Source organism: Blautia faecis, assembly GCF_027662325.1.
Classification (GTDB): Bacteria; Bacillota; Clostridia; order Lachnospirales; family Lachnospiraceae; genus Blautia_A; species Blautia_A faecis.
In genome coordinates, this window is record NZ_JAQDKY010000014.1 from 52,977 (window position 1) to 65,409 (window position 12,433).

The 12,433-nt window shown below is 43.7% G+C and carries 11 protein-coding genes; all 11 read left to right on the forward strand.

Features of this window, described 5'->3' with window-relative positions; translation table 11 throughout:
* The first annotated feature begins 1 nt into the window (after window position 1).
* The 11 genes from priA (at window position 2) to PGQ38_RS08820 (ending at window position 12,163) form a co-directional block, all read left to right on the forward strand.
* A complete protein-coding gene (gene priA / locus PGQ38_RS08770) occupies window positions 2-2,230 on the forward strand; it encodes a replication restart helicase PriA (RefSeq protein WP_118578187.1) in 2,229 nt (742 codons plus the stop codon).
* A 93-nt stretch (window positions 2,231-2,323) separates the two neighbouring features.
* Entirely contained in the window at window positions 2,324-2,806 is a 483-nt protein-coding gene (def, locus tag PGQ38_RS08775; protein WP_118578240.1) for a peptide deformylase, read from the forward strand.
* Window positions 2,807-3,763: a methionyl-tRNA formyltransferase gene (gene fmt / locus PGQ38_RS08780; protein WP_204452698.1), complete on the forward strand. Its 957-nt coding sequence runs from the start codon at window positions 2,807-2,809 to the stop codon at window positions 3,761-3,763.
* Window positions 3,764-3,767: 4 nt separating this feature from the next.
* On the forward strand, window positions 3,768-4,481 hold the full coding sequence (locus PGQ38_RS08785) for a zinc metallopeptidase (RefSeq protein WP_173718149.1): 714 nt from the start codon (window positions 3,768-3,770) through the stop codon (window positions 4,479-4,481).
* Window positions 4,474-5,823 carry a 16S rRNA (cytosine(967)-C(5))-methyltransferase RsmB gene (gene rsmB / locus PGQ38_RS08790; protein ID WP_204452700.1) on the forward strand — a complete coding sequence of 450 codons (1,350 nt, stop codon included), beginning with the start codon at window positions 4,474-4,476 and terminating at the stop codon, window positions 5,821-5,823. The genes PGQ38_RS08785 and rsmB overlap by 8 nt, the downstream gene beginning before the upstream one ends.
* A gap of 10 nt (window positions 5,824-5,833) precedes the next feature.
* Entirely contained in the window at window positions 5,834-6,874 is a 1,041-nt protein-coding gene (gene rlmN / locus PGQ38_RS08795) for a dual-specificity RNA methyltransferase RlmN (protein WP_204452701.1), read from the forward strand.
* A 61-nt stretch (window positions 6,875-6,935) separates the two neighbouring features.
* A complete protein-coding gene (locus PGQ38_RS08800; protein ID WP_118578191.1) occupies window positions 6,936-7,682 on the forward strand; it encodes a Stp1/IreP family PP2C-type Ser/Thr phosphatase in 747 nt (248 codons plus the stop codon).
* Window positions 7,676-9,919 (forward strand): Stk1 family PASTA domain-containing Ser/Thr kinase, encoded by a 2,244-nt coding sequence (gene pknB, locus PGQ38_RS08805; protein WP_148461130.1) that lies wholly within the window; start codon window positions 7,676-7,678, stop codon window positions 9,917-9,919. The genes PGQ38_RS08800 and pknB overlap by 7 nt, the downstream gene beginning before the upstream one ends.
* Window positions 9,920-9,922: 3 nt before the next feature.
* Complete coding sequence (rsgA, locus tag PGQ38_RS08810) at window positions 9,923-10,801, forward strand: ribosome small subunit-dependent GTPase A (protein ID WP_204452703.1); 879 nt, start codon at window positions 9,923-9,925, stop codon at window positions 10,799-10,801.
* Window positions 10,802-10,805: 4 nt separating this feature from the next.
* Window positions 10,806-11,477, forward strand: coding sequence for a ribulose-phosphate 3-epimerase (rpe, locus tag PGQ38_RS08815; protein WP_118578194.1), 672 nt, complete (start codon window positions 10,806-10,808; stop codon window positions 11,475-11,477).
* A gap of 8 nt (window positions 11,478-11,485) precedes the next feature.
* Window positions 11,486-12,163: a thiamine diphosphokinase gene (locus PGQ38_RS08820; RefSeq protein WP_148461132.1), complete on the forward strand. Its 678-nt coding sequence runs from the start codon at window positions 11,486-11,488 to the stop codon at window positions 12,161-12,163.
* The last annotated feature ends 270 nt before the right edge of the window (window positions 12,164-12,433 follow it).

The window sequence follows — 12,433 nt, forward strand, 5'->3', positions numbered from 1 at the left end:
CATGACATATGCAGATATTATTGTAGACATTTCCCATGAGAAGCTGGATAAAAGCTTTCAATATCTGGTTCCGGAGAAACTGAAGGACGAGATACAGGTGGGAATGGTGGTTTCCATTCCATTTGGAAGAGGAAATCATGTGCGCAAGGGATATGTAGTGGGGATTTCTGATGAGCCCAAGGTAAAGGGAATCCAGCTTAAGTCTGTTGCCGGTATTGAAAATGATCAGGAAACCACAGAATCCAGGCTGATCGCGCTGGCAGGGTGGATGAAAGAAAATTATGGCTCTACCATGATCCAGGCTCTGAAAACAGTTCTTCCTATTCAGAAAAAGATGAAAGCCCAGGAAAAAAGGTGGATAACCCTTCTGATTTCCAGAGAAGATGGGGAAAAGCTTCTGGAAGAGCTCAGCATGACCAGATTTAAAGCACGTATCCGCCTTCTGGAAGCACTCTTGCAGAATGAAAATGGGAAAATTGAGACTGCCTGGGCTTCAAAGGAGCTTGGCACTACGGCTTCTGTCCTGAGATATTTTGAAGAACAGGGGATTGCTTCTGTGGAGTCAGATGAAGTGTATAGAAATGCAGTTGCAGATGCAGAGAATATTCCGCATGTGGCACCAGCAGTATTAAGTATATCCCAGCAAATGGCTGTGAATCAGATCTTATCAGAATGGGAACACCCGGATCCGAGACCGGTTCTTCTTCACGGAGTTACCGGCAGTGGAAAAACGGAAGTATATATGGAGCTGATCGATAAGGTGATAAAGGAAGGCGGTCAGGCAATCGTGCTGATTCCGGAAATTGCGCTGACTTATCAGACTGTACGGCGATTTTATGGTCGTTTTGGTGATAAGGTGTCGGTAATTAACTCCAGACTTTCCCTGGGAGAGCGTTATGACCAGTTTAAAAGAGCCAAACAGGGAGAACTGCAGGTTATGGTGGGACCCCGTTCAGCACTTTTTACTCCTTTTGGAAGGCTGAGGCTGATCATTATTGATGAGGAGCATGAATCTTCTTATAAAAGTGAAAACAGTCCAAGGTATCACGCCCGGGAAACGGCTATCCACAGAGCAAAGCTGGAAGGCGCAAGAGTAATTCTTGGTTCTGCAACTCCATCTATGGAAGCGTATTACAGGGCGAAAGAAGGAGAATATGTCCTTGTAAAGCTGGAAGCCAGATTTGAAGAAAGACCTCTTCCCAGGGTATCAATTATTGACATGAGGGAACAACTAAAAAAAGGAAACCGCCTTGCCCTCAGTCTGGAACTGAGAGAAGACCTGAGCCAGTGCCTGAAAAAAGGGGAGCAGGCCATGTTGTTTCTCAACCGCCGTGGCTACGCAGGGTTTGTTTCATGCCGTTCCTGCGGTCATGTAATGAAATGTCCTCACTGTGACGTTTCCTTAAGTGAGCATAATGGCAGAAAGCTGATCTGTCATTATTGTGGTTATGAAACTGTGAAACCGGACAAATGTCCAGTCTGTTCTTCCCCATATATAGGCGGTTTTAAAGCGGGAACCCAGCAGATCCAGCAGGTGGTAGAAAAAGAATTTCCAGAGGCAAGAGTTCTTCGAATGGATTACGACACTACAAGAGCTAAGGGAAGCTATGAAAAAATTCTGTCTGCTTTTTCCAGGCATGAGGCCGATATTTTGATTGGAACCCAGATGATCGTCAAGGGACATGATTTCCCGGATGTTACGCTTGTGGGGATCCTTGCTGCAGATTTATCCCTGAATGCTGATGATTATCGCAGTGGTGAGCGCACTTTTCAGCTTCTTACCCAGGCGGTGGGACGAGCAGGAAGAGGAAGGAAAGAAGGCCATGCCTTGATCCAGACTTATAGTCCGGATCATTACAGCATACAGACAGCTGCAAAGCAGGATTACGAAGAATTTTACCAGGAAGAGATGGGATACCGTCTTCTTATGGATTATCCCCCGGCTGCCCATATGATGGCAGTGCTTGGTTCTTCGGAGGATGAGAAGCTTCTTGAGACAGCCATGCACTATCTTGGTCTGTTTACAGGAAAAATATATGCGGGAAAAGATCTTCATGTGATCGGTCCCGCCCCTGCGTCTGTAGGGAAAGTAAAGGATGTATACAGAAGAGTACTTTATCTGAAACATGAGAATTATGATCTGCTTGTCCGAATAAAGGACAGGCTGGAGGAATATATAGAAATCAATTCCGGCTTCAGAAAAGTTAATATACAATTTGATTTTTCATAAGGCGAAATACCGGAAATAAAGGGCTGCGTTAAGGTGCAGGGCTTTGAAACAACGGGTATTTCCAAATTCAAAGATAAAGGAGATAACACAGAGATGGCACTTAGAACAATCAGAACAGAGGGAGATTCCGTTTTAGAAAAAATCTGCAGACCAGTAGAGAAAATCGACAAACGTACAAAGGATCTGGTAGGAGACATGCTGGAAACCATGTATGACGCATGCGGTGTTGGCCTTGCAGCTCCCCAGGTGGGTATATTAAAGAGAATCGTAGTGATCGATATTGGAGATGGTCCAATTATTCTTATCAATCCGGAAATTCTTATGACATCCGGTGAGCAGACAGGCGAGGAGGGATGTTTAAGTGTTCCGGGAATGTCCGGTCAGGTTACCCGCCCAAATTATGTGAAGGTAAAAGCTCTTGATATGGATATGAATGAGCAGATATATGAAGGAGAAGGACTCCTTGCCCGTGCATTTTGTCATGAGCTGGATCATCTTGACGGAAAAATGTACACACGTCTGGTTGAAGGTGAATTACATCATGTAAGTTATGACAATGAGGAGGAAGAGGAATAAATGAAAATTGTTTATATGGGAACGCCGGATTTTGCAGTTAATCCCCTTCATGCACTGGCTGAAGCTGGCTATGAGGTGGCAGGTGTTATAACCCAGCCGGATAAGCCGAAGGGAAGGGGAAAGACTATGCTTCCCACTCCTGTAAAGGAAGAGGCAATGAAACATGGGTTCCCGGTTTACCAGCCTGTGAAGGTACGCGATCCGGAATTTTTACAGGTTCTGGAGAAACTGGATCCCGATATTATTGTGGTAGCTGCCTTTGGACAGATCATTCCCAAAAGCATTCTGGAGCTTCCGAAATACGGATGTATTAACATCCATGCATCCCTGCTTCCGAAATACCGCGGTGCAGCTCCTATTCAGCAGGCAGTTATTGATGGGGAAAAGGAGTCAGGTGTTACGATCATGAGAATGGGAACAGGTCTTGATACAGGAGATATGATCTCAAAGATCGTAGTGCCGATTGCAAAAGATGAGACGGGCGGAACTCTGTTTGATAAGCTTGCAGAAGCAGGAGCGAAGCTTCTTGTTGAGACATTGCCTCACATTTTTGATGGCACAGCTGTTTACGAGAAACAGCCGGAGGAAAGCCCTACTCCCTATGCCGGTATGATCACCAAACAGATGGGATTGATCAATTTCGGGAAATCAGCCGAGGAACTGGAAAGACTGGTGCGAGGTTTAAATCCGTGGCCAAGTGCATTTACTTTCTGGAATGGAAAAACTTTGAAGGTATGGGAAAGCTTTGTAGTAAAAAGTGAAGAAGCTGGCGCAGAAAAGTCAGAACCTGGAACGGTAGTAAAAACAGACAAAAAAGGAATTTACGTGGCTTGCGGTGAGGATGTTCTGGTACTTTCACAGGTACAGCTAGAAGGAAAAAAGAGAATGGATGCGGATGCATTCCTTCGAGGATGTCATATAGAAACCGGAAGCAGATTCACAGATAAAAAGGAGTGATCTTATGTACGGATATGGGTATCCTTATGGATTTTATGTTGATCCTACTTATGTATTGCTGATCATTGGAATGGTGCTGGCACTGGCTGCATCTGGAAAGATGAAAAGCACTTTTGCACGTTATCAGCAGGTGCGCAGCCATTCAGGTCTTACAGGAGCTCAGACTGCCCAGAGGATTTTAAATGCAGCCGGAATTTACGACGTAACGATTGTTCCAATTTCCGGAAGCCTTACAGATCATTATGATCCGAGAACAAAGAGGCTGGCACTTTCACAGGACGTATATGGAAGAACTTCTGTGGCAGCTGTATGTGTCGCTGCCCATGAGTGTGGTCATGCCATTCAGCACAATATAAATTATGCACCGCTGAATATCCGTTCAGCTATTGTTCCGGTGGCAAATATCGGATCTTCCCTTTCCTGGCCGATTTTTCTTCTGGGACTGATCCTTTCCATACCGGCACTTACAACTGTAGGAATTGTGCTGTTTTCACTGGCGGTACTGTTTCAGCTTGTAACACTTCCGGTAGAATTCAATGCTTCCTCAAGAGCTTTAAAAATGCTGGAAAGCACAGGAATTTTAAGCCGCGAGGAAAACAAAGGTGCGAAGAAGGTTCTTACAGCGGCAGCCCTTACTTATGTAGCAGCTCTTGCTTCTTCCATTTTACAGCTTCTGAGACTGATCATACTTTCCGGAGGTAGAAGACGGGATGATTAACGGAATCAATTCCAGGGAGATGATCCTGGAAATTTTACTTGAAATCGAAGAGGGCGAGCACAGCCACGTGGCAATTCGGAATGCCCTTTCCAAATATCAGTTCCTTCCCAAACAGGACCGGGCATTTATCACCCGTGTCTGTGAAGGAACGCTGGAATACCGGATCCAGATTGATTACATTATCAATTCTTTTTCCAAGGTGACAGTTGATAAGATGAAGCCTGCAATCCGGGAAATTTTAAGAAGTGCAGTATATCAGCTGAAATACATGGATAGTGTGCCAGACAGCGCAGTGTGCAATGAGGCTGTGAAGCTGGCGCAAAGAAAAGGTTTTTATAATCTGAAGCCTTTTGTAAATGGTGTTCTTCGTACCATAGCCCGGGAAATGGATCAGGTCCGGTTCCCTCAAAAAGAAGATGATCTGTTGAAATATCTTTCTGTAAAGTATTCCATGCCAGAGGTGCTGGTAACCAGGTGGCTGGAAGCCTATGGAGAAGAAACAACAGAGAAGATACTGGCGGATTTTCTTACGGAACATCCTCTTACCATCAGATGCCGAACTTATCTGAATTCCAAGGAAGAGATTGTAAAAAGCCTGGAAAGTCAGGGCGTTCATGTAGCACCTGCACCATATCTGTCTTATGCATACAGCATTTCTGAATTTAACCATATTCTTGCGCTGGATGCTTTTATCAAGGGTAAAATTGTCGTGCAGGATGTTAGTTCCATGCTGGTTGCGGAGGTTGCAGATCCGAAGAAGGGTGATTATGTTATTGACGTGTGTGCTGCGCCAGGTGGAAAGAGTCTTCATATGGGAGACAAGATGGAGGGATATGGAACGGTAGATGCAAGAGATGTAAGCCAGTATAAAGTCAATCTGATCGAGGAAAATATCCAACGTACCAATTCTATTAATGTACAGGCAAGAGTGCAGGATGCTACTATTTTTGATCAGGATTCAGAACTGCTTGCAGATGTTGTAATTGCAGATGTACCTTGTTCCGGGTATGGAGTGATCGGCAAGAAACCGGAAATCAAATACCGTGTTACGCCACAGAAACAGGATGAAATAGTGATTCTGCAGAGAACCATTCTGGATCGCGCAGCAAACTATGTGAAGCCAAGAGGAGAGCTGATCTTCAGTACCTGTACCATTGCAAAAGAAGAAAACGAAGAGAACATGATGTGGTTTTTGAATAATTATCCATTTAAGCTGGAGAGCCTGGATCCTTATCTTCCAGAGGAGCTGCACTCAGAGACAACTGCACTTGGATATCTGCAGCTGCTCCCGGGAGTACATAAGACAGACGGTTTCTTTATTGCGAAATTCAGAAGAAAATAGGAATATAAATATGACAGACATTAAGTCGATGACGAAAGACGAACTGAAAAATCTGATGACCGAACTGGGGGAGAAACCCTTTCGGGCAAAGCAGATCTACAGCTGGTTACATGAACATCTGGTAACCTCTTATGATGAGATGGGAAACATACCAGGAAAACTAAAAGAAAAACTGAAAGACTATCCCATAGCGGCATTGGAAATGGTGGATGAACAGGTTTCTGCCATTGACGGCACAAGAAAGTATCTGTTCCGCCTTTTTGATGGAAATGTGATCGAGAGTGTTCTTATGCGTTATAAGCATGGAAATTCCGTATGTATTTCGTCACAGGTAGGCTGTAAAATGGGGTGCCGTTTTTGTGCTTCCACTATTGGAGGCTGGACAAGAAACCTTCTTCCTTCGGAAATGCTGGATCAGATTTACAGGATCCAGAGCATAACGGGAGAACGGGTATCTAATGTAGTAGTAATGGGAACTGGCGAACCTATGGATAATTATGATCATATTGTACGCTTTGTACATCTGCTTTCCGATGAAGATGGTCTTAACATCAGCCAGAGGAATATCACCGTATCGACCTGCGGAATTGTTCCGAAAATTTATGAGCTTGCAAAGGAAAAACTGCAGATTACCCTTGCCCTGTCTCTGCATGCACCAAATGATGAAAAAAGACAGGAACTTATGCCTATTGCACAGCGGTACAGTATGGACGAAGTCCTGGATGCATGCCGCAATTATTTTCAGGAGACCGGCAGGAGAATTACTTTTGAATACAGTCTTGTGGCTGGTGTTAATGACAGTGACGAAGATGCAAGAGAGCTGAGCAGCAGAATCCATGATATTAATTGTCATGTAAATCTAATCCCGGTAAACCCTATTAAGGAGCGTTCTTACAGGCGTTCTACGCATCAGGCTGTAGAGAATTTTAAAATAAAACTTGAAAAATGCGGAATTAATGTTACTATTAGAAGGGAAATGGGCAGTGACATAGACGGTGCCTGTGGACAATTACGAAAAAGTTATATGGAAAAAAGTTACGATCCGCAGTAACGAAAAACTGATGTTGCTATGTTGAACAACAGTACGAAAAGGACAGAAAGCGAGAAGTGACATGAGGGTATATTCAGCTACGAATATAGGAATGAAGCGGAAGATGAACCAGGATTATGTGTTCGCTTCCCAGGACACAGTTGGAAATCTCCCGAACCTCTTTGCTGTTGCTGATGGAATGGGAGGGCACAATGCAGGTGATTATGCCTCCTCTCACGCGGTCAGGATACTGGTAGATGAAATCAGGGAGGATACGGATTATAATCCTGTAAAGGTAATCCGCCATGCCATTGAGACTGCGAACACAGAAATTATAGAACAGGCGCAGAAGGATGAGAAGCTTCGTGGAATGGGAACTACCATGGTAGTAGCCACCATTGTAGGTCAGTATGCTTATGTTGCCAATGTGGGAGACAGCAGACTATATGTGGTGGATAAACAGCTGAGGCAGATTACCAGGGATCATTCACTGGTTCAGGAAATGGTAAGAATGGGTGAAATCACTGCTGAGGAGGCAAGAAATCATCCGGATAAAAACATTATCACCAGAGCTCTGGGAGCAGAAAAAACTGTAGACGTGGATTTCTTTGATATGCGTCTGGAACCGGGAAGTACGATCCTGATGTGTTCCGATGGTCTCAGCAATATGGTGGAAGACAAAAAAATGGAAGAAATCATATTGAATTCTGATGAGGATATCACCTGGAAAGGAAATACTCTTATCCAGGAAGCCAACAACAACGGCGGCAAGGATAACATTGCAATCATATTGATAGAACCATTCACGAATGAGGTGGAAACATGTTAAAGACAGGTATGATTATAGCAGAACGCTATGAAATTGTAAGTAAAATCGGTACCGGCGGAATGGCGGACGTATATAAGGCAATGGACCATAAACTAAACCGCTTTGTGGCAGTTAAGGTTCTGAAGCCGGAATTCAGGGAAGATGCAACTTTTGTAAAGAAATTCAGAAGTGAAGCGCAGGCAGCAGCAGGTCTTACGCATCCAAACATAGTAAATGTGTTTGATGTAGGCGATGATGAGGGTGTTTATTATATCGTAATGGAGCTGATCGAGGGAATCACTCTTAAGGAGTATATTTCCAAGAAAGGCAAGCTTTCGGTAAAGGAAGCTACCAGTATTGCCATTCAGGTATCTATGGGACTTGAGGCAGCACACAGCCACGGCATTGTACATCGTGATGTGAAGCCTCAGAATATTATTATTTCCACAGACGGCAAAGTAAAGGTAACAGACTTTGGAATTGCAAGAGCTGCTTCTTCCAATACCATCAGCTCTAATGTTATGGGGTCTGTACATTACAGCTCACCGGAGCAGGTACGAGGTGGCTACAGCGATGAGAAGAGTGATATCTACTCACTTGGTATCACCTTATATGAGATGGTAACAGGACGTGTCCCTTTTGACGGAGATACTACAGTTGCCATTGCAATCAAACATCTTCAGGAAGAGATGGTACCGCCAAGTGTTTATTCCCCGGATCTGCCGTACAGTCTGGAACAGATCATTATGAAATGTACCCAGAAGAGTGTGGATCGCAGATATAATAAGATGGAGGATGTGATCGAGGATCTGAAGCATTCTCTTATTGACCCGCAGGGAGATTTTGTGAAGCTTACATCTGTAGATACAGATGCTAAGACGGTTGTAATTTCTGATGAAGAGCTTGGAGAGATCAAGCATACTCCGAAGCAGACTCTTAAGCCGGATATAGAAACTCTGGAAAAAGAACTGAATGAGACAAACTACGATGATGATGACGATTTCGAGTATGATAATAAGGAAGAGAGCTCGAAAGGCTCCAGAAAGAACCGGGATCGTGAACGAAGCAGAGAGCGGGAAGAGAGAGAAAGACGTATCAAAAAGCAGAAAAGAGGCGTCAGTGTAGCTGGAAGTATTATTGCTCTGATCATAGGTGCCGCAGTTCTGATCGCGGTAATTCTTGTTGTGGGAAAGGCAGCAGGTCTGATCGGAGACAGCAAGGATTCTTCTTTGGATCAGCAGAATCAGCAGGCACAGGTTACCCAGGCTGCTGACGAAGATGATGGTATGGTACCAGTACCTGATCTTATCGGTAAGACAGAGGCTGAGGCACAGGAACTTTGCGCTTCTGTAAATATCGGAATGACCTACAAAGGTGAAGAGGCTTCCACACAGGAAAAAGGCAAGATTTCTTCACAGGATCCTGTACAGGGAACAAAGGTAGCTAAAAATTCAACTGTTAACTATTATTTAAGTAAAGGTTCTGAGTCCGTTACCCTTACAGATATGTTCGGTCAGAATGGCGCTTTGGCGCAGGAAACTCTGGAAAGCCAGGGCTTAACGGTTCAGATCAATAAGATTTACCCGGATGAAAGTCAGTCTTCTATGGTAGACATTGGATGTGTCCTTGATACTGAGCCTGCAGCAGGAACTACTGTCAAGGCAGGCGATACAGTTACTCTTACCATCAGCCGTGGTATTAATTATGGTGACAGTGTACAGGTGCCAGATGTAACCGGAATGGAGAAGAATGATGCAATTGCCAAGCTTGGCAAATTCATTAATATTAATGTGGAAATGCAGATGAGCACAGACGTTGCAGAGGGAACTGTTATCTCTCAGGATCCTATAGGATATACAGATGACAACCCGGTATATGCAGATCCGGATAACGATACGATCACTCTTATTGTAAGCAGTGGAAGTCAGGATACTTCTTCACAGAATACTGAGGATCAGAGTTCCTCTGATACTACTGCAGCAGTAGCAAATGGCGAAGTATGGAAATGTACACAGAAACTGAAGACGCCTATCGGATATAATGGAGGTCTGATCAGACTGGAGCTTGTTCAGAATGTAGGCGGCGCTCCAAAAGCAAGCTCTGTGGTAGAAGGACAGCAGCTTACTTTCCCATATCAGCTGGATATTACAGGTGCACCAGGAGTTGCTGAGGGTACTTTATATCTGTCTGAGCAGCAATCTGATGGAAGCTATCAGGAACTTGGCCATTATCCTCTTACTTTTGAGAAGGTTGAGTAATCCATGCAGGGAAAGATCATTAAAGGAATTGCAGGTTTCTATTATATCTATGCGGAAGACGGCAATATTTACGAATGTAAGGCAAAAGGAATTTTTCGAAAGGATAATTTCAAGCCTCTGGTAGGTGATAATGTGGAGATTACCGTTTTGAATGAGGAGGAGAAGGAAGGCAGTGTAACTTCCATTCTTCCCCGTCGCAATTCACTTATCCGTCCTGCTGTTGCCAACGTAGATCAGGCATTTTTGATTTTTGCCATGGAGAATCCAAAGCCTAACTTTCTTCTTCTGGACCGCTTTCTGATTATGATGAAGCAGCAGGAAATTCCTGCAGTTATCTGCTTCAATAAGAAAGATGTGGGAGAGAAGGAAGAAATGGAAAAGCTTTACGAAATCTACACTGGATGTGGATATCGTGTAGTGCTTTCCAGTACCTATGAGGGAGAGGGAATGGACGAGATCCATGAGATACTGAAGGGAAAAACAACAGTAGTTGCAGGACCTTCCGGTGTGGGGAAATCTTCCATTACCAACTGTATGCAGGGTGAAGTGCAGATGGAGACTGGTGAGATCAGCAAAAAACTGAAGCGCGGCAAGCATACCACCAGACATTCCCAGGTAATCCCGGTGGAGAAGAATACTTTCCTGGTGGATACTCCGGGATTTTCTTCTTTGTATCTTACCGATATGAAGGAAGAGGAGCTTCGGGATTACTTCCCGGAATTTGTAATGTATGAGCCGCAATGCCGGTTTCAGGGGTGTATGCACATTCATGAACCGGGCTGTGCAGTGAAGAAAGCTCTGTCTGAAGGTAAAATTAGTCAGCAGCGGTATGACAACTATCTGGCTTTATATGAGGAATTAAAAGAGAAAAGGAGATACTAAAACTATGTATCAGCTATGCCCTTCCATTTTATCAGCGGATTTTAACCGTCTGGGCGAACAGATTAAAATTCTTGAAAACGAAGGAGTTGAATGGCTCCATATTGATGTTATGGATGGAGATTTTGTACCGAGCATTTCCTTTGGTATGCCGGTGATCAAATCCATCCGTAAAGAATCCAAGATGTTTTTTGATGTTCATCTTATGGTGACAGAGCCGGAAAGATACATTCAGGATTTTGTAAATTGTGGTGCGGATTCCATCACCGTTCATGCTGAGGCATGTGAGGATCTGGAACGTACTATAGAGCGTATCAAGGATGCAGGAGTGAAAGTTGGTGTTTCCATCAAGCCTGCAACTCCGGTAAATGATATCAGCCATATGCTTGAGGATGTGGATATGGTTTTGGTAATGACTGTTCAGCCTGGCTTTGGCGGACAGAAATATATGGACGAGTGTACAGAGAAGATTCAGGAACTGAGAGAACTGATCGACAAAGAGAATCTGAATGTGGATATTGAGGTTGACGGTGGAATCAATGAAGGTACCATAGAGACTGTTATGAAAGCTGGTGCCAATATCTTTGTTGCCGGATCCTGGGTATTCGGCGGTGATATTGCCCAGAATGTCCGCCATATTCAGAAACAGATCGAAGAGATTGGTGACAGGATTGAGTGAGAGATAGAATGATAGATACAGTAATCGTAAGCGGGGGCATGATCCAGAAAGATTTTGCCCTCGATTTTATAAGAAAAATAGAAGAAGAGCGAAAAGGCAAGAAGCTGCTTTTGCTGGCGGCTGACAGAGGACTGGATTTCTTTCTGGAAACAGGTCTTGTCCCGGATATTGTGGACGGTGATTTTGACAGTTTATCAGGTGCTGGAAAGGCATATCTGGAGAGTCTTGACCATACAGAAATTGTCAGACTGAATCCTGAAAAGGATGATACAGATACCCAGTCTACTTTAAATCTGGCAATAAGAAGAGGGGCAAAGAATATTCTTATTCTTGGCGCAACTGGTGGAAGACTAGATCATTTTATTGGAAACATGGGACTTTTGGGATATGGCAGACAAAAGGGTGTCAATGTGATCCTGGCAGATGCTCAGAATTACATCTGTCTTGTGGAAAATGGCTATATTATTCGAAAAGACAGTCAGTTCGGAAAATATATTTCTTTTTTCGCAGCCGGTGAAACGGTTGAAGGTCTTACTTTGAAGGGGTTTAAATACCCATTGGATCATTACCGCCTTACTACAGATAACTGTGGCCGCACCGTTAGCAACGAGATCCAGGAAGAAAAGGCCAAGGTACTCTACGAAAAAGGCAGTCTTCTTATGATCATGTCCAGAGATTTGAAATAAATGATGTATTACAAAAGAGAAACACTTCATATTCAATTGGAAATATGAGGTGTTTTTTCAAATTTATCAGATTGTCCAGAGCTTTTGTCTTGATGGAAAGAGTTGGGTATGCTAAAATAAAAAGATGTATAGAGAAGACAATATGGGGCCGGAAATATATCATATTTTTATTGTTTGTGGTATAATAGCAAAAGAATGGCGTAAAGAAATGTCAAACGCCCCTAAAAATAAGGAGAAATAGGATAAAATGAAATTAGGTATCGTAATTTA

Coding starts and splice junctions, on each gene's coding strand:
- priA (WP_118578187.1), top strand. CDS start 2: ATGACATATGCAGATATTATTGTAGACATTTCCCATGAGAAGCTGGAT.
- def (WP_118578240.1), top strand. CDS start 2,324: ATGGCACTTAGAACAATCAGAACAGAGGGAGATTCCGTTTTAGAAAAA.
- fmt (WP_204452698.1), top strand. CDS start 2,807: ATGAAAATTGTTTATATGGGAACGCCGGATTTTGCAGTTAATCCCCTT.
- PGQ38_RS08785 (WP_173718149.1), top strand. CDS start 3,768: ATGTACGGATATGGGTATCCTTATGGATTTTATGTTGATCCTACTTAT.
- rsmB (WP_204452700.1), top strand. CDS start 4,474: ATGATTAACGGAATCAATTCCAGGGAGATGATCCTGGAAATTTTACTT.
- rlmN (WP_204452701.1), top strand. CDS start 5,834: ATGACAGACATTAAGTCGATGACGAAAGACGAACTGAAAAATCTGATG.
- PGQ38_RS08800 (WP_118578191.1), top strand. CDS start 6,936: ATGAGGGTATATTCAGCTACGAATATAGGAATGAAGCGGAAGATGAAC.
- pknB (WP_148461130.1), top strand. CDS start 7,676: ATGTTAAAGACAGGTATGATTATAGCAGAACGCTATGAAATTGTAAGT.
- rsgA (WP_204452703.1), top strand. CDS start 9,923: ATGCAGGGAAAGATCATTAAAGGAATTGCAGGTTTCTATTATATCTAT.
- rpe (WP_118578194.1), top strand. CDS start 10,806: ATGTATCAGCTATGCCCTTCCATTTTATCAGCGGATTTTAACCGTCTG.
- PGQ38_RS08820 (WP_148461132.1), top strand. CDS start 11,486: ATGATAGATACAGTAATCGTAAGCGGGGGCATGATCCAGAAAGATTTT.